20 protein-coding genes are annotated in these 20,855 nt (G+C 68.9%); 7 read left to right on the plus strand and 13 right to left on the minus strand.

Features of this window, described 5'->3' with window-relative positions; all coding sequences use genetic code 11:
* Positions 1-15: 15 nt before the first annotated feature.
* Positions 16-3,216, minus strand: coding sequence for an AsmA-like C-terminal region-containing protein (locus DLJ53_RS15385; protein ID WP_111346745.1), 3,201 nt, complete (start codon positions 3,214-3,216; stop codon positions 16-18).
* A gap of 136 nt (positions 3,217-3,352) precedes the next feature.
* Here DLJ53_RS15385 and bcp point away from each other — a divergent pair, with 136 nt between their 5' ends.
* Positions 3,353-3,820, plus strand: coding sequence for a thioredoxin-dependent thiol peroxidase (gene bcp, locus DLJ53_RS15390; protein WP_111347805.1), 468 nt, complete (start codon positions 3,353-3,355; stop codon positions 3,818-3,820).
* 288 nt (positions 3,821-4,108) lie between these two features.
* The gene (locus DLJ53_RS15395; protein ID WP_146619969.1) at positions 4,109-5,458 is read left to right on the plus strand and encodes a hypothetical protein; all 1,350 of its coding nucleotides are present in this window, start codon (positions 4,109-4,111) and stop codon (positions 5,456-5,458) included.
* Between the two features lie 75 nt (positions 5,459-5,533).
* Here DLJ53_RS15395 and tatC read toward each other — a convergent pair whose 3' ends face one another.
* The 11 genes from tatC to DLJ53_RS15450 form a co-directional block, all read right to left on the minus strand.
* Positions 5,534-6,328: a twin-arginine translocase subunit TatC gene (gene tatC, locus DLJ53_RS15400; RefSeq protein WP_111346749.1), complete on the minus strand. Its 795-nt coding sequence runs from the start codon at positions 6,326-6,328 to the stop codon at positions 5,534-5,536.
* Entirely contained in the window at positions 6,325-6,861 is a 537-nt protein-coding gene (gene tatB, locus DLJ53_RS15405; protein WP_111346751.1) for a Sec-independent protein translocase protein TatB, read from the minus strand. The genes tatC and tatB overlap by 4 nt, the downstream gene beginning before the upstream one ends.
* 14 nt (positions 6,862-6,875) lie before the next feature.
* Positions 6,876-7,088: a twin-arginine translocase TatA/TatE family subunit gene (locus DLJ53_RS15410; protein WP_111346753.1), complete on the minus strand. Its 213-nt coding sequence runs from the start codon at positions 7,086-7,088 to the stop codon at positions 6,876-6,878.
* A gap of 185 nt (positions 7,089-7,273) precedes the next feature.
* Complete coding sequence (locus DLJ53_RS15415; protein WP_111346755.1) at positions 7,274-8,365, minus strand: ABC transporter ATP-binding protein; 1,092 nt, start codon at positions 8,363-8,365, stop codon at positions 7,274-7,276.
* Positions 8,355-9,098, minus strand: a complete 744-nt coding sequence (gene scpB / locus DLJ53_RS15420) for an SMC-Scp complex subunit ScpB (protein WP_111346757.1) — start codon at positions 9,096-9,098, stop codon at positions 8,355-8,357. Before scpB ends, DLJ53_RS15415 begins: the two co-directional genes overlap by 11 nt.
* On the minus strand, positions 9,091-9,873 hold the full coding sequence (locus tag DLJ53_RS15425) for a segregation and condensation protein A (protein ID WP_146619970.1): 783 nt from the start codon (positions 9,871-9,873) through the stop codon (positions 9,091-9,093). The genes scpB and DLJ53_RS15425 overlap by 8 nt, the downstream gene beginning before the upstream one ends.
* On the minus strand, positions 9,870-10,868 hold the full coding sequence (gene nagZ, locus DLJ53_RS15430) for a beta-N-acetylhexosaminidase (protein WP_111346761.1): 999 nt from the start codon (positions 10,866-10,868) through the stop codon (positions 9,870-9,872). Before nagZ ends, DLJ53_RS15425 begins: the two co-directional genes overlap by 4 nt.
* A gap of 4 nt (positions 10,869-10,872) precedes the next feature.
* A complete protein-coding gene (locus tag DLJ53_RS15435) occupies positions 10,873-13,590 on the minus strand; it encodes an SPOR domain-containing protein (protein WP_111346763.1) in 2,718 nt (905 codons plus the stop codon).
* A gap of 67 nt (positions 13,591-13,657) precedes the next feature.
* Entirely contained in the window at positions 13,658-15,385 is a 1,728-nt protein-coding gene (gene argS, locus DLJ53_RS15440; RefSeq protein ID WP_111346765.1) for an arginine--tRNA ligase, read from the minus strand.
* A gap of 245 nt (positions 15,386-15,630) precedes the next feature.
* The gene (locus DLJ53_RS15445; RefSeq protein WP_111346767.1) at positions 15,631-15,858 is read right to left on the minus strand and encodes a hypothetical protein; all 228 of its coding nucleotides are present in this window, start codon (positions 15,856-15,858) and stop codon (positions 15,631-15,633) included.
* A gap of 88 nt (positions 15,859-15,946) precedes the next feature.
* Entirely contained in the window at positions 15,947-17,128 is a 1,182-nt protein-coding gene (locus tag DLJ53_RS15450) for a deoxyguanosinetriphosphate triphosphohydrolase (protein ID WP_111346769.1), read from the minus strand.
* Positions 17,129-17,367: 239 nt separating this feature from the next.
* Here DLJ53_RS15450 and DLJ53_RS15455 point away from each other — a divergent pair, with 239 nt between their 5' ends.
* The 3 genes from DLJ53_RS15455 (at position 17,368) to DLJ53_RS15465 (ending at position 18,860) form a co-directional block, all read left to right on the plus strand.
* Positions 17,368-17,700 (plus strand): HesB/IscA family protein, encoded by a 333-nt coding sequence (locus DLJ53_RS15455; RefSeq protein WP_111346771.1) that lies wholly within the window; start codon positions 17,368-17,370, stop codon positions 17,698-17,700.
* Positions 17,701-17,708: 8 nt separating this feature from the next.
* On the plus strand, positions 17,709-18,494 hold the full coding sequence (gene xth / locus DLJ53_RS15460; RefSeq protein WP_111346773.1) for an exodeoxyribonuclease III: 786 nt from the start codon (positions 17,709-17,711) through the stop codon (positions 18,492-18,494).
* A 132-nt stretch (positions 18,495-18,626) separates the two neighbouring features.
* Entirely contained in the window at positions 18,627-18,860 is a 234-nt protein-coding gene (locus tag DLJ53_RS15465; RefSeq protein ID WP_111346775.1) for a hypothetical protein, read from the plus strand.
* Positions 18,861-19,270: 410 nt separating this feature from the next.
* Here DLJ53_RS15465 and DLJ53_RS15470 read toward each other — a convergent pair whose 3' ends face one another.
* A complete protein-coding gene (locus tag DLJ53_RS15470) occupies positions 19,271-19,990 on the minus strand; it encodes a winged helix-turn-helix transcriptional regulator (protein ID WP_111346777.1) in 720 nt (239 codons plus the stop codon).
* A 56-nt stretch (positions 19,991-20,046) separates the two neighbouring features.
* On the opposite strand from DLJ53_RS15470, the gene DLJ53_RS15475 reads away from it, so the two are divergent.
* Positions 20,047-20,475, plus strand: coding sequence for a VOC family protein (locus DLJ53_RS15475; RefSeq protein WP_111346779.1), 429 nt, complete (start codon positions 20,047-20,049; stop codon positions 20,473-20,475).
* A gap of 11 nt (positions 20,476-20,486) precedes the next feature.
* Positions 20,487-20,840 carry a DUF1428 domain-containing protein gene (locus tag DLJ53_RS15480; protein WP_111346781.1) on the plus strand — a complete coding sequence of 118 codons (354 nt, stop codon included), beginning with the start codon at positions 20,487-20,489 and terminating at the stop codon, positions 20,838-20,840.
* Positions 20,841-20,855 lie beyond the last annotated feature (15 nt).

A 20,855-nucleotide genomic window follows, 5' to 3' on the forward strand; every position in this document is an offset into this window, starting at 1 on the left:
TGGGTTTCGTCGGCGTCAGCGGTACTCGAAGATCTTCCGGAAGATCCCCGGCGCGACCGCTGACAGCGGGTTCAGCGTCAGCGCCGGCTTGTCGAGCGGACCCGCGAAGCGGAACGTGACGCCGATCAGTCCGCCCTGGTCGCCCCCGCCCAGGATCTGCCCCAGCACCGGCACGCGGCCGAACAGGTTGTTGACCCCGTAGGCCGGGATGAACGTGCCGTTGAGCCGCATCGTCTTGGTGCCGAGGTCGATCACCCCGTCGGCGGTCCCGCCGATCACCGGCCCCCGCAATACCGCCTCCCGGATCGTGACCGTGTCGCCCCGCTTGTCGAAGTCGATGGTAAGGCGGTCGAAGGTCATCGCGTTGCCCTCCGGCACGCTGAGCGCCGTCGGTGAACCCGCGCCGCCGCTGCGCCGGGCGCGCTCCTGGGTGCGCTGGATGATCGCCTCCAGCGTCGTCTCGTCGGTCAGCGAGAAGTCCTCGACCACGACGCGGCCGACCATCGCCCCGTCCGGGGTCATCTGCGCGGTCATCCGCGTCCGCCCGCCGCGCATGCGCTCGTAGACGTCGACCGCGCCCAGCATCCGGCCCAGCTCGGTGATGTCCACCTGGATGTCGCGGGATCCGTTGTCGCCGGGCGCCACGCGGGCTGCGAAGGAGCCGGCGTTGATGCCGTCGAGCCGCCCCGACACCGAGAGCCGCGAGAGCGATTTCCCCGTGTGCGAGGCGCTGATCGCGACGTCGGTCGCGTAGGTGTCCTCCGACAGGCGCAGCCGTGTGGCGGTCGCGCTGGCGACAACCGGCGGTCCGCTCTGGTTCGATTTCGGCTTCGGCTTGGCGGCATCGCCGTCATTGGACATCGCCGAGTGGATCAGCCGCCGCGCGTCGAACACGGAGGCGCTGATGTCGATGTTGTAGCCGACGCCGTCGCGGCGGATCTTCACGTCCGCCTTGTCGCCCTGGCTGAGGGCGACGTTCTCGAAGTCGGCCCGGGCGAGACCGCCGCCGGCGAGGGCCATCGACCCCTGAAGCGAGGCTCCGGAGCCTTCGAGGCGCAGTTCGTCCACGTTGATGTTGGCGCCGGCGCCGGAGAAAAACCCGTTCGCCTGCAGCGGTCCGCCCTTCTTCTTGGTGAAGCCCGGCAGGTCGATCGCCGCCTGGGCGAGGTCGACGGAGAACGACTTCTCGTCGTCCTCGCCCGCCTCCACCGTCACGACGACAGGTCCGGTCAGCGCGGTGCCCGTGTCGAACCCGCGCTCGCGTCGGTCGCGGTCGGTCAGCACGAACCGCGCCGCGCCGGTCTTGCTGCCGCGGAACACCTCCGAGTAGTTCACGTCCACGCGGATGCCGTCGATGGTCGCCTTGCCCCGGGCGGCGAGACGGCGGGAGTTGACCAGCACCTCGACGTCGGCGTCGCTGAACCGCTGCCCGCCGACGGCGACCGTGGTCCCCGCCCCGCTCAGCTGCGCGTCGATGGACCACTGCCGCTCCTCCATCGGCACGTTGTCCTTGAGCGGCGTGCGCATCGCGACCTTGGCCCGCACTGTGCCGGTGACGTCGTCCGGCTGCAGCGGCGTCTTCTTGATCTCCGACAGGTCGAGGGTGTGGGCGAGCGCGACGACGGCGGAGAGCGGGCCCTCGACCGTGGCGCTGATGCTCGCCTCCGCCGGGCGCGCGGCGAGCTCGGGGATCGTGAACGCACCCTCCAGCACCTTCAGCGTGCCGTGACCGTCGGTCGTGATCTCGCCCCCGTCGATGCGCACCGAGAGCACCCGGTCGCGCATCCTGAGCGCGCCGTGGGCCCGCTGGATCGCCACCGGCAGCTCCGGCGTCGTCAGGGTCGTGTCGAGGAACTCGAAGTCGATCGCGAGCGTCCCCTCGAGGTCCGAGTGGGTCTGCGGGTCGGGGTCCATCTCCAGCGGCGTGAAGGCGAGCATGACGTCGCCGCGCTTGACGATGCCGCCCTTCACCACGTTGGCGATCGCCTTGCGCGGTTCGTAGGCGGCGATCGTCGGCCAGGCGCCGAGGAGCGTGTTGATGGAGGACTGGCCGATCTGCGCCGCCATCGCGAACCACGGCTTGCCCTCGTGGATGTCGACGGAGAATACCGCGTCCGCGCGGCCGGTCTCGGTGTCGGCGTGGAAGGCGTCGACGGCGATGACGCCTTCGGCCATGTCGATCCGGCCGGTGAGCGTCGCGCCGGTGAGGTCTACCGGCGTCTTCTCGAGGTCGGCCGAATGCAGGAGCGCGTAGGGCGCGTTCAGGGAGAAGGTCCAGGGATCCTGCGGCGCGGCGCCGGCGGTGATGTCGCCGGCGAGGGTCAGGGTCGACATGCCGGCGCGGAATTCCGACGGAAGGACCTCGATGGTGTTGCCGTCCGGCGCCAGCGCGAGGTCGATGCGCCCGCCGTCGAACTGCCGGGGCGGGTCATTGCGCATGACGATGGTGCCGCCCGAGATGCCGATGGTGGCCCGGGCCTTCGGCGGCTCGTCGGCCGGCACCGAGGCGGACATGTTGACGGCGAGGACGAAGCCTTTCTGCAGCGGCGGCATCCGCGCCAGGTCGCGCGGGACGAGACCCTCGACGGAAAGTTCGAAGGCATTGCCGGCGGGCTGCTTCTCGAAGTCGAGATTGACGGCGATCGGGCCGCTGCCCCCGACCGCGCCGGCGGTCACCTTCAGCCCCTCGTCGCTCGCCCTCACCGATGCGCCGACGTCCTGGAACACCCGCGCTTCGTTGATCGGGCGTCCTGCGGCGATGAGGTCGATCCGCCCGTCCGTCATCGTGACGCGCTTCACGCCCTGCTCCAGCAGCGCCGCCCTCAGGCCGGCGAGGCCCTTGTCGAGCATGGCGAGGGCGTCGCCCGGCCTGGGCAGCGCCGGCGGCCCGTCGCGCTCGCCGGACGGGTCGATCTGCATCGCGCCGCCGTTCACCTTGACGACGCGTCCACCGAAGTGCTGCTCGACCTTGATGCTGTCGACCGTTGCCGACAGGTGCGGCGCCCGGAGGCGCAGGTCCTCGATCGAAAGAACGAGGAGCCCGGCCCCGAGGCGGACCCCGACGCGACCGATGGAAAGCTCAGCCCCCATCCGCTCCATCGCGATCCGCTCCAGCATTCCCGTGATCGGGATCGAAATCGGTGCGACAGTGATCCGGACGATGGCGATGACGAGCGCGGAGAGTGCGACGATGGCGATGAGCCGGGCCCGGGGCATACGCCGCGCCAAACCGCCGATCGGCAACGATCGGGGGAGGAAAGCGGGGATCGGACCGGGCAACTCGGGTAGCCGCATCTACCTTTACTCAGATGGAACTCTATGACGGCAACAGGACCGAACCGAACGGATGCCCATGACCACGATCGATGAAGGCGCTCAAGCGCCCAACTTTACCCTTCCAGGTGATAACGGAAGCGAAATTTCGCTGTCGGCCTATAGCGGCCGTCCGGTGGTCGTCTACTTCTACCCCAAGGACAATACGTCCGGGTGCACGAAAGAGGCCATCGCTTTCAACGAGTTGGCCGGAGAGTTCGAAGCCGCGGGCATCGCCATCATCGGGATTTCGCCCGACCCGGTGGCGAGCCACGATTCCTTCAAGGCCAAGCACGAACTGACGTTTGCGCTCGGGGCCGACGTCGACAAGTCGGTCGCCGAGGCGTTCGGCGTGTGGGTCGAGAAATCCATGTATGGTCGCAAATATATGGGCGTCGAGCGGTCCACCTTCCTGATCGACAAGGACGGCAAGGTTGCCAGGGCATGGCGCAAGGTAAAGGTCCCGGGCCATGCCGAGAAGGTGCTGGAGGCCGCCAAGGCACTCTGACGCACCCCACCCGATCCTGCGAAAAGGGCCCCCACCCGGAGGGCCCTTTTTTGTGTCTCGAGGCGGCACCATGCGGCAGGTACGCGACCAAGCAGAGCACTGCGTTGATCGTGATCTGGATCAAATGCACTCGACAGTCCGTGCGGTATGTTGCGAGTGAAACCGGGCTACCAATTTCAAGTTGATACGTTATCGGTTCGCCTGATGGCTATCGCATCGAGTTAGAGGATTGAACTATACGGAAAATATTTTCCTTTGTCGGGCGATGGTCGACAAATAACCCCTTGTTTGAAGGGGCTGGATCGAATCGAGATTGCAGGATTCGGCGAATACAGGTTGGAAATGTCAAGTGAAATCAATATTGGACTGTCCATTGATCAGAGAAAGATTGTCTATCAGATAGAAGTGACGGGCCCGGTTCGCGAAGCCTTCCACATCGACAAAAATCCGACATGGTTCGGCGACGTCAACGGACATGACCCGACCTTCTTCGTCGAATACGATGAGGATGTTTCAGCCGTTCCGCCGAGTATTGCGATTATCCCGGCGCTGGCGAACATCATGCCCATCGCCTGGGTCTACGGGGCGCGGGTCACCGTTCCCGACGTCGACGCTGCCTTCCTGCAGAGCCTCGAGGGCGTCCGGCGCGGCTACACGGGGATGTATCACCCCGACTTGAAATTCGACGGCGAGCTCGTTCCCGGCAAGGTGACCACGAATCCACTGCCCCAGCGCGGCGGCAGTCCGCTGGTGTTCTACTCGGGCGGGGTGGACGCCACGTTTTCCGTGATTTCGAAGATCGGGAAATCACCGCACCTGTTCACGATCTGGGGGTCGGACGTCTTCTTCAAGCAGGCCGAGAAGTGGGCGGCGATGGACCGTTCGCACCGCACCTTCGCCGACCGCAACCGACTGGCCTACTCCACCGCGAAGACCACCTTTCGCTCGTTCCTCGACTATCGCAGCCTCAGCGCCATCGCCCGGGATGCGGGGGGCACGAGCTGGTGGCACGGTTTTCAGCACGGGATCGGACTTCTCGGGCACGCTGCGCCTGTCGCGTGGCTCCACGGGATCCAGCGGGTGGTGATCGGCTCGACGCACTCCGTCTTCAGCCCGCCGGACACCAAGTGCGCGTCCTGGCCGACGATCGACGGTTTCCTGCGCTATTCCGGCACCGTCATCGAGCATCACGACTTCTACGCGATGCGCCAGGACAAGGTGCATGCGATCTGCCGGCGCTCCAAGCGGCGCGGCATCGACGTCGAACTCCGCGTCTGCTGGCAGTCCAGGGACTTCGGCAATTGCTGCACGTGCGAGAAGTGTGCGCGGACCCTGCTGGCGATCGAGGCGGAGGGGTTCGAACCGAGCGAGTTCGGGTTCAATCTGACGGACGAGAAGGCGCTGGTGATCGCCGACAAGCTGAGGTCCGGGAAGATCCGTCCGACGATCCACTGGCGGCCCATCATCCGCCTGCTGGAAGACCGACCCGTGGACGCGAGCGCAAAGCCGCATGTCGCGGCGCTGCTCGAGAGCGTCAGGTCACTCAGGACGGTACCCGAAGCGCCAGGCTCCCTGCAGCCGGGAGGCCTGAGTGTCAGACCGACGGATCCGGTTGAAACGCTACATGCCGCGGAATAGACCGCGGCATGCCGGTTCGGGCGTTCGATCGTGGATCGGGTACCGGCCTGTGAACGCCGATACCCCGGGTGGTCGTCAGCCTTCGGCGGCGGCCTCTTCCGCCTCGCGCTTCGCGCGGTTCTTTTCGATCCGCCGGACGCAGAGAATCGATATCTCGTAGAGGAGGAGGCCCGGCACGGCGAGGCCGATCTGGCTGATCGGGTCCGGCGGGGTCAGCACCGCGGCGAGAATGAACACCACCACGATGGCGTACTTGCGCTTCTTGCGCAGGTCCGCCGCCGTGACGAGGCCGGCCTTGCCGAGCAGCGACAGGATCACCGGCGTCTGGAAGACGATGCCGAACGCGAAGATCAGGAGCATGATGAGCCCCAGGTATCGCGATGTCTGCGGCAACATCTCGATCGCCGCGCCGTGTCCGTCCGCCGGCTGCTCCATCGACAGGAAGAAGCTCATCGCGAGCGGCATCACCACGAAGTAGACGAGCGCCGCGCCCAGGGCGAACAGGATGGGCGTCGCGATCAGGAACGGCCGGAACGCGCCCCGCTCGTTGTGGTAGAGGCCGGGCGCCACGAACATGTACACCTGCACCGCGATCACCGGGAACGCCAGGAACAGCGCGCCGAACAGCGCGAGCTGGAGCTGGGTGAAGAAGTACTCCTGCGGCGCGGTGTAGATCAGACGGATCTCGCGCTCCGCCCCTGCCGCCCGCTCGAACGGCCAGACGAGGATGTTGAAGATGTCGTTGGCGAAATAGAAGCAGACGATGAACGCGATCCCGATCGCGATGATCGACTTGATCAGCCGCGACCGCAGCTCGATCAGGTGTTCGATCAACGGGGCCTTGGAGGCCTCGATATCCTCGTGGGTCAACGCTCTCCCCCTGCAGCGGCCGTCCGCCGCGCTTCACCGTCACCGCCGCCCGTGGACGGCGTCTCGGCCGCCGGGGCCGCGCTTGCCGCACCGTCGCTCCCCGCGGCGGGCGGGGTCTCGACCGCCGGCTGGGGCCGCGGCGCGTCGGTCGCGGCGGGGTCGGGGTTCTTGAGCGGCACGACGTCGGACACCGCCGGCGCACCTTCCTTGGACGCCGCGCTGCTGCCCGTCGTCCCGGTGTCGATCTTTCCGGAAAGCTGCTTTTTGGTGTCGTCGAGGGACTTGCGCAGCGTCTTCGTCGGGTCGAGCGCGCGCACGCTCTCGATGTCCTTGCGGACATCCTCGAGGTTCGCCTGCCGCTCCGCCTCACGAAGTGCGTCGTTGAAGGTATTCTGGAACTCTCGCGCCGTCCGGCGGACCTGACCAAAGGTCTTACCGAACGCCCGCAACATTCCCGGCAGTTCCTTCGGACCGACGACGATGATCGCGATCACCGCGACGACGAGGATCTCTGACCAGCCAATATCAAACACGGCTCAAACAGCGATCAGGCGTTGTGGCGCTCTTGTTCCTTACTCGACACCGTCTGCGAGGGGCTGTGATCGATGGTGCGAGTCTCCTCGTCATCGTCGGCCATGCCCTTCTTGAAGCTCTTGATGCCCTTGGCAACATCGCCCATCAGATCGGAGATCTTGCCGCGCCCGAACAGGAGCACGAGCACGATAGCGATGATGAGAACCTGCCAGATACTGATACCCATGGGTCACTTCCCTTGTGTTCGCCGCACCGCGGCTGCGCACTGACGCAACGTCGTCCATAAATAGGGCTTGTCGGCCATCGGCGCACCGCGGCAGGTCATCACTCCAATGGAGGTCCGAACGGTCCGCGCACCGGCGACTTCGCCGAACCGCACCTATAGCGCGCCGTGAAGGACGTTGCCACCATTCATTGATGGCCTTCGAGCACAATGGCTTGCCGAAGATCGGGGACCAGGCGCACCGTGTCGGCGTGCGGCACCTGATACGGATCGGCCTGCAGCGTGAGGCCGACGTCCCCGACGTGGGCCAGCAGTTCGACGTGCGTGCCGTAGAAGCGCCGCCGCTCCACGGCGACCTCCACCCCCGCCTCGCGGTCGGTGGGGTAGACGCGCAGCGCTTCGGGGCGGAAGGCGATCGTCAGGAGCTCGCCGTCCGGCCGCTGGCCGACGGGGACACGCCCGACCGGCGTCTCGGCCACGCCGCCCACCACGCGGGCATGGAAGGCGTTGACGGTGGAGAAGACGCGGGCCGCGGCGAGGTCGATGGGCCAGCGCCAGATTTCCTCCGGCGTTCCGGTCTGGACGATCTGGCCGGCGCGCATCAGGGCGATGCGGTCGGCCATGGCGAGCGCCTCCTCGGGGTCGTGCGTGACGATGACGGCCGTCGCCTCCCGGGCGCGCAGCACCGAGAGCACGTCCTCGCGGACCGAGGCGCGCAATGTGCGGTCGAGCGCGGTGAAGGGCTCGTCGAAGAGGACGACGCTCGGCGCCGGCAGGAGCGCCCTCGCCAGCGCCACGCGCTGCTGCTGGCCCCCGGAGAGCTGGTGCGGATAGGCCCGGTCGTAGCCGGCGAGCCCCACCTGCTCCAGCGCGACGCTCGCCCGCTTCAGCGCTTCCGCCCGGCGAACGCCCGACAGTCCGTAGGCAACGTTTTCGCCGATCCGCATATGCGGAAAGAGGGCGAGGTCCTGGAAGACGAATCCGAGCCGTCGCGCCTCCGGCGGCAGGAACACCTCCGCGTCGGCGACGACGCGGCCGCCGACCACCACACGGCCCTTCGACTGCCGCTCGATCCCCGCCGCGACGCGCAGGAGTGTCGTCTTGCCGCACCCCGACGCGCCGAGCAGGCAGACCACCTCCCGCGGCCGGATCTGCAGCGACACGTTGCGCAGGATCGCCCTGTTGCCGATGGAAAACTCGATCTGCTCCAGGCTGAGGGGGAGCGGTGCGGCCGTCCGGGTCTTCTCGAGGGTCACAGCGGCGCCGGCGTCAGGCGTCATGGTCGGCCTTGGTCCGATCGCTCCCGCCCTCGCCGCCGTCCGAGGTTTCACCGGCCTCGGCACCGTCCTCGCCGAGGTCGCCGTCGCCGGGGTCCATGCCCTCGTCCTCCAGCGGGTCCTCGTCGTCGTCGAGGCGGTCGTCGTCGCGCGGGACGGGGACGGTGAAGCCGGACGGCGGGGTCCCTTCCAGAAGGCCGGAGCCCTGCAGGTCGTCGAGACCGGGAAGGTCGGTGATCGAGGCGAGCGAGAACGCGTCGAGGAAGCCGGGCGTGGTGCCGAACGTGACCGGACGGCCGGGAACGCGGCGGCGCCCGCGCATCCGGACCCAACCGGATTCCAGCAGGATGTCGAGCGTGCCCTTGGCGACGGCGACGCCGCGGACCTCCTCGATCTCGGCGCGCGTCACCGGCTGGTGGTAGGCGATGATGGCGAGCGTCTCCATCGCCGCGCGCGACAGGCGCCGCTCCGTGGTGCGCTCTGCGGCCAGAAGGTGGGCAAGGTCCGGTGCGGTGCGGAAGGCCCAGCCGTCCGCCACCTCCACCAGATTGACGCCCCGGTTGGCGTAGATGGTCTGGAGCTGGCGCAGCGAGGCGCGGATGTCGTTCTCTTCCGGCAGGCGCTCCAGGAGGGCCGCCTCCGACATCGGCGTCGCGGCGGCGAACAGGATCGCCTCCAGCGCGCGGATCGTTTCCGAATGGCCGGCGTCGGCGAAGAGGCGAACCGGTTCAGCCATTGGGGTTCCCCTTCACGTAGAGCGGCGCGAACGGCCTCGTTTGCCGCACCGAGATACGCCCCTCGCGCGCCATCTCCAAGGCCGCGCCGAAGGTCGACGCGATGACCGCTCGCCGGCTCTCGTGCCCTGGCATCGCCGCCACCAGCGCCGTCAGCGGCAGCCACTCGGCATTGTGGCCGACCATCCGTTCCATGATCCTGCGGGCGTCCACCAGCGAGAAGACCGGGCGCTTCTCCATCGTCATCGTCCGCACGATCTCGTCCTGTCGCACCGCGCCGTAGGCGGACAGGAGATCGTAGAGCGAGCCCTTGAAGACGCGCTCGGTGGTGACGATCGGCCCTTCCGGCATGCCGCGGGCGAAGAGGTCGCGGCCGAGGCGCGGCCGCGCGAACAGGTGGTCCGCCGCCTCGCGCATCGCCTCCAGGCGGCGCAGGCGGAAGGCGAGGTCCTCGGCGAGCTCCTCACCGTCGGCTTCCCCGTCGTCCGGGTCCGGAGCGATGAGGCGGCTTTTCAGGTAGGCGAGCCACGCCGCCATCACGAGATAGTCCGCCGCCAGCTCGATCCGCAGCGCCTTGGCCTGCTGGATGAACGCCAGATACTGCTCGGCGAGCGGCAGGATGGCGATCTTCGTGAGGTCGATCTGGTTGCGTCGGGCAAGGTCCAGCAGCATGTCGAGCGGCCCCTCGTAGCCGTTCAGGTCGACATGGAAGAGGTCGAGCTGGACCGGCTGGCGATGGGCCGGTGCCGGATCCTCGAAGGGATCCACCCCGCTCACGCCACCGCCCCGACCAGGCTGTGAAACTCCTCGCGCAAGGCCGTAACATCGCCCGGACCGGCGCCGAGCGCCGCGTGCGCGGCATCGAGGCGGCGCGCGGCATCCGGCCCGATCGGGCCGAGGGCACCGGCGACTGCGGTCATCTCGTCCATGTCGCCGTTGCAGTGCAGCACGCAGTCGCAGCCGGCTACGAGGGACGCGCGCGCGTTGGCGCCGATGTCGCCGGTCAGCGCCCCCATCGAGATGTCGTCCGTCATGAGGAGGCCGTCGAAGCCGATGTCGCGGCGGATGAGGTCGAGCACCGTAGGTGACAGCGTCGCCGGGAGGTCGGTGTCGAGCGCGTTGTAGACGACGTGCGCGGTCATCCCGAGCGGCGCCGCCGCGAGGGCGCGGAAGGGCGCGAAGTCCCGCTCCAGCGCGTCGCGCGGGGCGTCGACGACCGGGAGGCTGAAGTGGCTGTCGGCGCAGGCGCGGCCGTGGCCGGGCACGTGCTTGACCACCGGGAGCGCACCCGCCGCCAGCACACCGTCCATCGCGGCGCCGGCCAGTCGTGCGACGGCGTCCGGCTCCTCGGCATAGGCGCGGTCGCCGATGACGTCGTGGGCGCCCGGCACGGGGACGTCGGCCACCGGCAGGCACGGCGTGTTGATCCCCAGCGGCAGGAGGTCGGCGGCTATGAGGTGCCCGGCGAGCCATGCCGCGCGGGCCCCCGCCTCGGCGTCGCGGGCGTAGAGCGCGCCGATCGACCGTGCGGGCGGGTACCGCTCGGCGAGCGGCGGGCCGATGCGCTGCACTCGCCCGCCTTCCTGGTCGATCAGGACGAGCCTCGCGCCGGAGGCGGCGCGCGCATCCTCGACGAGGCGGACGATCTCCTCGCGCGAGCCGATGTTGCGGCGGAAGAGGATGAGGCCCAGCGGGCGCGCCTCGGCGAGGAAGGCGGCCTCGTCCGCCGTGAGACGGGTGCCGCAGAGGCCTACGATCAGGGGTGACGTCATCGGTTCAGTTGCGCCCCACGAAGCAGTCGCCACCGGCGCTTTTCAGGCGGCTGCAGAGCTGGTTGGCCTCGGCATAGGACGAGGCGCCGACGCGCACCCGGTAGAACATCCCGCGGTCACCGACCGTCGCCGCGACGATCGACGGGTGCGAGTTGCCGAGGACCGACGGGAAGCGGCGCTGCAGGTCCCGGAACGAGGCCTCGGCCGAGGCCATGTCGCGCCGCGACGCGACCTGCACGCCCCAGGGAAGCGAGGTGGAGGACGCGGGTGCGGTGGCGGCAGCGGCCGGCTCCTGTGCGGGCGCCGCCGCGACGGTGGTGGCGGTGCTCGCGGCCGGCGCGGCGACGCTTGTCCGCTGGCTCGCGCTCGACCGGTTGGGCGGCGCGGGACGCGGCCGGGGCGTCACGGCGGCGTCGAGCGCGGCGAGATCCGTGCCGTCGACCTCGCCGAAGCTCTCGTCCGATTCGGCGGCGTTGTCCTCGTAGGTGGAATCCATCGGCGTGCTGGTCACGCTGGCTTCGGGACGGGTTGCGGACAGCGGTTCGGCCGGCCGCGCCGCAGCCGCCGTGGTCTCGCCGAGGCTGGTGGTGTCCGCCGTGTGCGCGTCGGTCCCTCCGCCGGCCGGCGGGGCCGCCGCGGGCGCCTCGTAGGACGGCGTCGACCTCGACGCGCCGCTCCCCCTCGCCTGCGTCGGCACGATGGTGCCGTCCGGACGCACGACGACGGTGCGCACGCTGCGCGTCTCGGTCTCGGTGGACGGGGCCGGCGGGGCCTCCTGCGGTCCGATCCGCACCGGGTCCGGCACGACGAGCCGGTCGTTGTCGCCCAGCGCGACACGCTCGTCGATCTCGGGCCGCGCGGTCGAGCCCTCGTCCTCCGGGCGGGTCTTCACATCCCGCGCGTCGGCGTGGATCACGGGGGGCGAGCCCGAGCGGCCGTCCGACCCGGCGAAGACGTTGAAGCCCACGATCCCGGCGACGACGACCGCCGCGACGCTCACGGCGGCGACGACCGCGCCGCGCCTGACACGGCGCTTGCGCGACCGGACGGGGTGCGAGGCCCGCACCAGCGAGGGCGGCAGCTCGTCGTCGAGGTCGTCGTCGTCGAACTCGAACTCGTCGTCCTCGAAATCCTCGTACGCGTCGTCGTCGGCGTAGTCGGTGTACTCGCGCTTGGCGCCCGGGCGCGTCGAGGCCAGCGCGCTGCGCGCGTCGGACATGAAGACAGAGGCGAGCGGGTCGTCGAGGTCCGGCGGCGCGGCGGGGAACGCCTCCGCCTGCTCCTCGCGGCGCTGGAAGCGGAACGAGGGGATCGGCTTGACGCGCTTGCCGGAGAGGTCGAGCTGCGGATTGATCGGCACGGTCGCCGGTGCCACCGGCGGCGGTCCCAGTTCGCGGTGAGTGGCCGAACGGGCGGCGGCGAGCGGAATGTCCGCGGCGATGGGCGTCGCGCGGCTGCGCGGCGAAGCCTGCGGCGCGGCGGGCTCCGGGGCGGTGTCGTTGCCGAGCGCGAGCGCCTCGCCGATCTCCTCCTCGACCGACCTGAACGGCACCTCGTCCTCGGGAACGTCCACGTGGGGCGCGTCCTCGGCATCGGGTTCCACCGCGCGGGCGGCCACCGGGACCGGCGCGGGCGTCGGGGACGGCGGCGGCAGCACCGGCCGTGCCGCGGCCACCGTGGGCGTGGGCGTGGGCATGGGCATGGGCGCGTCTGAGGGCGTGGCGGCAGGCGCGTCGGCGGGCGGGGCGATCCGGGGCGCAGCCTCGGGCTCCGCCGGAGGGTTTTCGGCCGTGTCGTGCTCCTCGGCGCCGAAGTCCGGCGCCTCGAAATGGGGGATGGAAAGCGGCGGGACGGCGGTCGGTCCGCTCGCGGCCTGATTGCGGGCCGCCTGGGCGTGCCCGGCGATGATTTCGCCGATGGCGTTGCCTAGCTCCCAGTCCAGCGCGTCGGCCGGCGGCTCGTCGGACGGAGAGGGCTTGCTCGTGACCGCCGGAAGGTTGGCGCCGGACGCGGCGGGCGCATCCGTCCGCTCGCGCTTCCAGTCGGGCGCGATCGGGGCGGACGGGGCCGCGGGCGCGGCGGTACCCGGCGGGGAGCGCTTGAGGCCGCGGCTCGGCAGCGAGGCGCGGGAGGCGGCGGAGATGCCGGTCCTCAGCTCCTCGCGGATCCGGGCGTCCTCGCGGGCCCGCAGCTCCTCGGAGGGCTTGCGCGGGGCCTGCGGAACCGCCGCGTGAGGAAACGACGGCTGGGGAACCGACGGCTGCGGACGGGCGGCCGGCAGCTCGGCCTTCGGCTCCGGCCGAGGCGTCGGGCGCGACAGTTCCTCGTTGAGGCGCTGGGTGAACTTCGACCGGCGGTCGGCGGCCCCGGCGCTGAATCCCGGCGCGGGCTCAGGCTCCGGCGCGGCCGGCGAGCGGGCGAAGCCCGGCTGCGGATGGTACTCGTCCGGCGCGTCGTCGTACGTCAGGCCGCCGTCGTCCCGGTCGGCTTCGTCGAGGTAGGCGTCGGCGCCGTCGTCGTCCCCACGGTCCTGCTGCGGGCCGTTGTCGAAGCGCGGGTCGGGGCCGGCCCCTTGCGATGCGGGGCGCTGTCCCGGCCCCCACACCGCGGGCTCGGAATCGACGAATTGGTCCAGCTCGTCATAAATGTCGGCGGACTTGTGGCTTCCGGTCCCGACGGGACCGTGTCGTTCGAAGGCCGAAGATCGCGTCGGACCGTTCATCGCTCGCCGCCACTCAAACTTACCATCACCGTCAGCGAGGATCCGAATGGTTCCCTTGGCGGGACGGTTACCGCATTTCTTCCGGAGCGCTCACACCGAGTGCAGAGAGGCCCTGCCCAATGACCGAGCGTACCGCTTCGACTAGGGCGAGTCGCGCCCGAGTTAAATCTCTCGACTCCGTATTAACGAACCGTAGCGCCGCTATATCCTTGCCCCTGTTCCATTGCGCATGCAAGGCCGAGGCGAGATCGTTCAGGTAGAATGCCACCCGATGCGGCTCCGCGGCGTCCGCAGCATTCGCCAATAGCTGCGGCCACTGCGCCAATAGTATGGCAATCGTGCGTTCACCGGAATCGTTCAGCACCGTAAGATCGACGCCGTCGAGCCCTTCCAGCACCGATTCGTCAAACGCGTCAACCGCCTGACGCTTCGCCGACGCGCACCGGGCATGCGCATACTGCACGTAGAAGACAGGATTATCCCGGCTCTGCTCGGTAACTTTGACAAAGTCAAAGTCGAGCGGCGCATCGGATTTGCGGTAGAGCATCATGAAGCGGACGGCATCGGTACCGACTTCGTCCACAACATCCCGCAGCGTGACAAAGTCACCTGACCGCTTCGACATCTTCACCGGTTCGCCGCCCCGATAGAGCTTGACGAGCTGGCACAGCAGGCAGTCGAGCGTCACCCGCGTCTGGCTGAGCGCGGCCACCGCAGCCGTCATCCGCCGCACGTAGCCGCCGTGGTCGGCGCCCAGCACGTCGATCAGCCGGTCGAAGCCGCGGTCGATCTTGTTGGCGTGGTAGGCGATGTCCGACGCGAAGTAGGTGTACGTGCCATCCGACTTCTTCAGCGCCCGGTCGACGTCGTCGCCGTACCGGGTGGACCGGAAGAGCGTCTGCTCGCGGTCCTCCCAGTCCTCGGCGGCGCCCTTCGGCCGCGGCAGGACGCCCTCGTAGATGAGGCCGTCGCCCTCCAGCCGGTCGATGGTCTTGGCGACGATGTCCTCCGGCGTCTGCAGGCTGCGCTCGGAGAAGAAGACGTCGTGGCCGATGTGGAGCACCGCGAGGTCGTCCCGCACGGCGTCCATCATCATGGCGATCGCCTTGGCGCGGACGACCGGGAGCCACTCGGCCTCGTCCATCGCTTTCAGCGCGTCGCCGTGCTCGGCCTTCAGCGCCTCGCCGACGGGGACGAGATAGTCCCCGGGATAGAGGCCGGAGGGGATCTCGATGGTCTCGCCGAGCGCCTCGAGGTAGCGCAGGTACGCGGACCGGGCGAGGACATCCACCTGCGCGCCGGCGTCGTTGATGTAGTACTCGCGCGTCACCTCGTGCCCGCGCAACGCCAGGATGGAGGCGAGCGCGTCGCCCACCACCGCGCCGCGCGCGTGGCCGACGTGGAGCGGCCCGGTCGGGTTGGCGGAGACGTACTCCACGTTCACCCGCTGCGGCGCCGGCGTCCGGGCGAGCGTGGTGAACCGCTCGCCGTCGAGCGCCGAGTGGATCACGGCGGCGGCGGCCTGGTCGGAGATGCGGATGTTCACGAACCCCGGACCCGCGACGGTCGTCTCCGCCACGAGCGGATCCTCGGCGAGCTTCCCGGCGATCAGCTCGCCGAGCTGGCGCGGATTGCGCTTGGCGGCCTTCGCCAGCACCATGGCGGCGTTGGTCGACAGGTCGCCATGCGAGGGGTCGCGCGGCGTCTCGATCGCGATTCGCTCGAGCCCGTCGCGCAAGCCTTCCGCCTCCACGATGGCGATGACGCGAGATTTGAGCTCTTCAAGGAGGTGCATGACGGTCCGACGTGAGGTTGATTGGGGCGCCTCATAGCCGGTTCGTGCCCGAAGCGCGAGACTGTCCCAGTATTCGCCGCACTCACTCGTCTGTTCGCAGCCGAAGCGCAACCCCGTCGCATGCGTACATTTTCGGCTGCCCCCTCCGCCGGCCCGCCGTCCCGGCCTGCCCGGGGGACGGCCCGCCCGGCCGCCGCGGGTGCCAGCAAAGCCCGTTTCAGCCCGGCGTGCCGGGCTCGACGCCCTCAGCCCTGGTGGGGAACGTGCGTGACCTTCACCATGGCCGCGGTGCGCGAGTTGTCGACGCGGCGCTTCTGGCCCACCGTGTCGAACTGCGCGTGCAGCGCTGCGAGCGGGATGCGGTCCCCCTCCAGCTCGACCCCGACGAGCTCCTCCATCCCGCCGCGTACCGGCTTGGGAAGTTCGCCCCCGTTCTTCGCGGAGGGGCTCCATTTGAACAGCGACTTGAACATCGGCCTATCCTTCGTTGACCCGCGTCCGCTGCGGCGATGCAGCGATCCGGTCCGACAGGGCTAACCCATCAGGCTCGATTGCAGCTTGTCAGGCCGACGGGGTGGAGAGATCCGGCGTCCCGCCGATCAGCCGGCGATGTTCGGTCAGAGCGAAGCGGTCGGTCATCCCGGCGATGTAGTCGCACGTGCGGCGCAGGCGGCGGGCGTCGCCGTCGGCCTCGTCGCGCCAGGACGCCGGCAGGAGCGACGGATCGCTGGCGTAGACCTCGAAGAGCTCGGCCATTACCCGCGCCGCCCTCTCCCGCACCTCGAGCACGCGCGGGTGGCGGTAGAGGTTCGCGAACAGCAGCCGCTTCAGCGCCCTCTCGGACGCGGCCATCGGGTCGGAGAAGGCGACCATCGGCCCCGGCTGCGCCGCGACGTCCGTGGACGTCGCGATCCCCGCCCGCGCGATCCGGCGCACCGTCTCGGCGATGACGTCCTCGATCATGCGGGTCAGCAGGCGGCGGACGAGCTCGTGGGTGCGGCGCGCGGCGTCGATCCCCGGCGCCTCGGCGTCCACGCCGGCGAGGATCTCGGCGATGAGCGGTACCTCGCGCAGCGTCTCGAAGCACAGGAGGCCGGAGCGAAGGCCGTCGTCGATGTCGTGCGCGTTGTAGGCGATGTCGTCGGAGATCGCCGCTGTCTGTGCCTCGAGCCCTGCCTGGCACGTGAGATCGAGGTCCGCCACCTCGGGGTCCGTCAGGAAAAGGAGTGCGTCCGGCTCCGGCGGGCCGTTGTGCTTGACGAGGCCCTCCAGCGTCTCGAACGTCAGGTTCAGCCCGTCGAAGTGGGCGTAGCGCCGCTCCAGCCGCGTGACGATCCGGTAGGCCTGGACGTTGTGGTCGAAGCCGCCGTAGTCCGCCATCAGCCGGTCGAGCACGTCCTCGCCCTCGTGGCCGAAGGGGGTGTGGCCGAAGTCGTGGCTGAGTGCGACCGCCTCGGTCAGGTCCTCGTCGAGCGACAGGACGCGGGCGATGGAACCGGCGATCTGCGCCACCTCCAGCGAGTGCGTCAGCCGGGTGCGGAAGTGGTCGCCGTCGGTGGAGATGAACACCTGCGTCTTGTGCGTCAGGCGGCGGAAGGCGGTCGAGTGCACGATGCGGTCGCGGTCGCGCTGGAAGGCTGTGCGCGTCGCCGACGAGGGTTCGGGGATGCGCCGGCCACGGCTGTTCTTGGGGTGCATCGCGAACGGCGCCAGCAGGCGCGGCGAGGGTCGCACGTTCTGCATGTTGCCTCCTTGGCGTTGCCCGCCGGGTTCAGCCGGGGTGTTCGTCAACCGAATCAGGACGCAAACCCTGCACGTTTCCGGCTTCCGGCGCATTAACACGTTGCGCGCGCGGCCCGGCGCGCCGCGCTGCCGGCGGGCCAATGTGCGTGGGACAGAGCGGTCCTGCGTTGCGCGGGGGCATTTCGTTCGCCCGAACGACACTATATGGGTTGAGTGTCCCAGCCCATGGAGGAGGCGCAATGACCGACGCATCCTTTTCAGTCACCCCCGGCGCGTTCAAGCGCGTCGCCAAGATCCTGGCCACCGAACCGGCGAGGGCGCTCCGCGTGTCCGTCGAGGGCGGCGGCTGCTCCGGCTTCCAGTACCGCTACGACCTGGTCGACGGGCCGGACGGCCAAGACCTCGTCCTCGAGGGCGAGGACGCGACGGTCGTGGTGGACCCGGTGTCCCTGCCCTTCCTCGCCGGCGCCCAGCTCGACTTCGTGGACGACCTGATGGGCCAGTCCTTCCAGATCAAGAACCCGAACGCCCAGTCGTCCTGCGGCTGCGGCACCTCGTTCTCGCTCTTCTAAGGCTACAGATGCTCACCGTCGCGACCTGGAACATCAACGGCGTCAAGGCGCGGATCGACAGCCTCACCAAGTGGCTGGAGGAATCCGCTCCCGACGTCGTCTGCCTGCAGGAGATCAAGAGCCAGGACGAGACGTTCCCGACCGAGGCGGTCGAGCGACTCGGCTACAACGTCGCGACGCACGGGCAGAAGGGGTTCAACGGCGTGGCGCTCCTCTCCAAGCGCCCGCTGGAGGACATCACCTGCCGCCTCCCGGGCGACGAGGAGGACGAGCACGCCCGCTGGATCGAGGCGACCGTCTCGACCGACACCGGCGCCGTGCGTGTCGTGAGCCTGTATCTGCCCAACGGCAACCCGGTGGACAGCCCGAAGTTCGGCTACAAGCTCGCCTGGATGGACCGGATGCTCGCCCACGCCGGGGAGCTCCTCGCCACCGACGAGCCCATCGTGCTCGCGGGCGACTACAACGTCATTCCCGAGCCGATGGACGCCCGCCACCCGGATCGCTGGGTCGACGACGCCCTCTTCCAGCCGGAGAGCCGGTCCCGCCACCGCGCGCTGGTGAACCTCGGCTATCTCGACGCGCAGCGCGCCGTCGACCGGTCGGAAGGGATCTACACGTTCTGGGACTATCAGGCCGGCGCCTGGCAGAAGAACAACGGCATCCGCATCGACCACATCATGCTCTCGCCCTTCGCCGCGGATCGTCTGGAGAGCGTGACGGTCGAGAAGCATACCCGCGGCTGGACCAAGCCGTCGGACCACGTCCCCGTCATGGTCACGCTCGACGTCTGACCGCTCCGGTCGCTCGACCCGCAATATGATGCTTGGCCACGGGCGGGTGCCTTAGGTATGATGCAACTCCTGGTAACGACCGCACGGTGTCGGCGCCCGGCCGGCAGTGCGTCCGGATGAAAAGGGGTTGTGATGAACGGACCCGAATCCCTGGTCCTCGACCTTCTCGAATGGACCGTTAAGGCCCCCCGCACCTACCGCGAGACGATGGACGTGTGGCGCACGTCCTGCCCGCGCCTTCCGGTGTGGGAGGATGCGGTGGACCGCGGCCTCATACAGTGCGTCCGCGCCAACGGAACCACGATGGTGACGGTGACGGACGAGGGGCTCGCCCTCCTCGCCACCCGCAGTCCCGCGGAGGCCTGAGCAGGGAAGCGATCCGAGGAGCGCCAGCAGCGCGCTCCCCGCGGCGCCGCTGCTGGCGCCGGACGGACGGCCCGGAACCTCGTGCCCGCCGGATATTCGTGGGTGATGACTTCGGGCAGAAACGAAAAAGGGCCGCTTTCGCGACCCGTCGAAACCGCATGTGAGGCGCCTCGGCGTCTCGCATGTCTCTGGTTCAGCATTTGCTGATAAGGGGGTCGCCTGCGCGACCCCCCGTGAGCTTCAGCGGACGAATACGTCCGGCAAGGCCCGACCGGTCAGCGGATGGAAAGAGGCTGCTCCGTCGTCCGCTGATTCGATCCAGACGTCGCCGCCCGCTTCAGAATCCCACTCGACATTGGATCACCTCCTTTCGATGCGTTGGACACGGCATGATGTTGTCATGATTCGCCTTATTCGCAACCCCCGTCCGACGCAGTCTCCAGCCCCAATGTAGGCGGAAGCACGAACAGGGTGCGGAACGTTGCCAATGCATCACGATCGCCGTCGACGCGGACACCCTCCGGCTCCAGCGCCTCCAGCGGCACCCCGCCGTAGACCCATGCCGCGATCAGGGGGGCCGACGGGGCAGCGATGGAGGCGTCCACGGGTGCCCGCCCGCCCCGCTCCACGGTGAGCGTGCCGCCCGCGACCCGGATGCGGAACTCTTCCGCGCCGATCGCAATCGAAACCGCCAGCGTCACGCCCTCCGCGCTCTCCGCCGAAAACATCGTTTCGAACGAAAGCATCATCGAGGCGGCGCTCAGGTGCTGCGTTCGATCGTGCATCGGCGAGCGTGCGCCCCAGCGTCCGAGCACCATGAAGATCGGCCGCGCCTCCTCGCCCCACGGCGTCAGCCGGTAGGCGCGGCCGGCCGGCGGCGGCAGCGTGACCCGCTCCACGATCCCGAGCGCCTCCAGCTTCGTCAGACGTTGCGTCAGGACGTTGGCGCTGATGCCCTGCAGGCTCGCCTTGAGATCGGTGAACCGCTTCGGCCCGAACATCATCTCCCGCATGACCAGGAGAGCCCATCGCTCGCCCACCAGGTCGAGCGCGTGCGCCGCGCCGCAGGAGTCGTTGTAGCTCCAGCCGATGGCGTCAGAATCAGGATTAGTTATTTTTTCTGACTTCATAGTTGTAATAGATAACTCATCGTGCGATATCCGACAAACCCAAAGGGAGGAACCCCATGACACAAATGATCTTCGTCAACCTGCCCGTGACGGATCTCGATCGGGCGGTTGCGTTCTACGAGGCGGTCGGCGCCAAGCGGAACGAGTTCTGCGAAGACGGTACCTCGGCCGGCATGACATTCTCCGATGCGATCCACGTCATGCTGCTGACCCACAAGAAATTTTCCGAGTTCACCACGCGCTCCATCGCCGGCCGCGACAGCGTGCAGACCCTGCTCTGCCTGTCGCAGGAGAGCCGCGAGGCGGTGGACAAGGCGGTCGAGAACGCGGTTTCGGCCGGCGGCGTCGCCGACCCGGGACCGACGCAGGAACACGGCTTCATGTACGGCCGGTCCTTCGAGGATCCGGACGGGCACATCTGGGAAGTGATGTGGATGGACTACGCCGCGTTCAAGGACATGCAGTCCCAATCCGTCAGCGCCTGAGGAGAGATGCGATGAGCTACCTGGATGGCATGGTTGCCGCGGTTCCGGCCGCGAACCGCGAGAAGTACATCAAGCACGCCGCCGACGCCGCCGTCGTCTTCAAGGACCACGGGGCCATCAAGATCATGGAGTGCTGGGGTGACGACGTGCCCGACGGCAAGGTCACCTCGCTGCCGATGGCGGTGAAGAAGGCCGACGACGAGGTGGTGGTCTTCGCCTTCATCATGTGGCCCGACAAGCCGACGCGCGACGCCGGCTGGAAGGCCATCATGGAGGACCCGCGCATGCAGCCCGGCGCCAGCCCGATGCCCTTCGACGGCCAGCGCATGATCTTCGGAGGCTTCCAGCCGGTCCTGGAAGCCTGAGACGCGCGGCGGGGA

It is taken from the genome of Acuticoccus sediminis, from assembly GCF_003258595.1.
GTDB lineage: Bacteria > Pseudomonadota > Alphaproteobacteria > Rhizobiales > Amorphaceae > Acuticoccus > Acuticoccus sediminis.

Coding starts and splice junctions, on each gene's coding strand:
- DLJ53_RS15475 (WP_111346779.1), top strand. CDS start 20,047: ATGACACAAATGATCTTCGTCAACCTGCCCGTGACGGATCTCGATCGG.
- DLJ53_RS15455 (WP_111346771.1), top strand. CDS start 17,368: ATGACCGACGCATCCTTTTCAGTCACCCCCGGCGCGTTCAAGCGCGTC.
- nagZ (WP_111346761.1), bottom strand. CDS start 10,868: ATGACGTCACCCCTGATCGTAGGCCTCTGCGGCACCCGTCTCACGGCG.
- bcp (WP_111347805.1), top strand. CDS start 3,353: ATGACCACGATCGATGAAGGCGCTCAAGCGCCCAACTTTACCCTTCCA.
- DLJ53_RS15470 (WP_111346777.1), bottom strand. CDS start 19,990: ATGAAGTCAGAAAAAATAACTAATCCTGATTCTGACGCCATCGGCTGG.
- DLJ53_RS15410 (WP_111346753.1), bottom strand. CDS start 7,088: ATGGGTATCAGTATCTGGCAGGTTCTCATCATCGCTATCGTGCTCGTG.
- DLJ53_RS15480 (WP_111346781.1), top strand. CDS start 20,487: ATGAGCTACCTGGATGGCATGGTTGCCGCGGTTCCGGCCGCGAACCGC.
- xth (WP_111346773.1), top strand. CDS start 17,709: ATGCTCACCGTCGCGACCTGGAACATCAACGGCGTCAAGGCGCGGATC.
- DLJ53_RS15445 (WP_111346767.1), bottom strand. CDS start 15,858: ATGTTCAAGTCGCTGTTCAAATGGAGCCCCTCCGCGAAGAACGGGGGC.
- scpB (WP_111346757.1), bottom strand. CDS start 9,098: ATGGCTGAACCGGTTCGCCTCTTCGCCGACGCCGGCCATTCGGAAACG.
- DLJ53_RS15415 (WP_111346755.1), bottom strand. CDS start 8,365: ATGACGCCTGACGCCGGCGCCGCTGTGACCCTCGAGAAGACCCGGACG.
- DLJ53_RS15435 (WP_111346763.1), bottom strand. CDS start 13,590: ATGAACGGTCCGACGCGATCTTCGGCCTTCGAACGACACGGTCCCGTC.
- DLJ53_RS15465 (WP_111346775.1), top strand. CDS start 18,627: ATGAACGGACCCGAATCCCTGGTCCTCGACCTTCTCGAATGGACCGTT.
- argS (WP_111346765.1), bottom strand. CDS start 15,385: ATGCACCTCCTTGAAGAGCTCAAATCTCGCGTCATCGCCATCGTGGAG.
- DLJ53_RS15450 (WP_111346769.1), bottom strand. CDS start 17,128: ATGCAGAACGTGCGACCCTCGCCGCGCCTGCTGGCGCCGTTCGCGATG.
- DLJ53_RS15385 (WP_111346745.1), bottom strand. CDS start 3,216: ATGCCCCGGGCCCGGCTCATCGCCATCGTCGCACTCTCCGCGCTCGTC.